Origin of the sequence: Paraburkholderia sp. SIMBA_054, assembly GCF_046534875.1 — a bacterium.
In the GTDB taxonomy this organism is placed as follows: domain Bacteria; phylum Pseudomonadota; class Gammaproteobacteria; order Burkholderiales; family Burkholderiaceae; genus Paraburkholderia; species Paraburkholderia hospita.
Map to the genome: position 1 here is coordinate 1 of NZ_JAWRXV010001684.1, position 237 is coordinate 237.

1 pseudogene is annotated in these 237 nt (G+C 66.2%); it reads right to left on the reverse strand.

Annotation, left to right across the window (positions count from 1 at the left end):
* Nucleotides 1–237, reverse strand: a pseudogene (locus SB822_RS60825) (histidinol-phosphate aminotransferase); the annotation flags it as partial.

Genomic DNA, 237 nt, shown 5'->3' on the forward strand with positions numbered 1-237 from the left:
GGCTTCGCGCAGGCAATCGAGAGCATGCTGATGATCTCGTCCGAGCCGTTGCCGAGCAGCACGTCGCAACCGGCCGGCACGCCCATCGTGCGTTTGATCTTCTCGATGAGCGCTTCCGGACGCGGCGCCGGATAGCGGTTCAGCGCGACGCCCGCCAGATGCTCGCCGAGATGCGCGGCCAGCGTCGGCGGCAGCGAAAACGGGTTCTCCATTGCGTCGAGCTTGATGTAGCCGGTG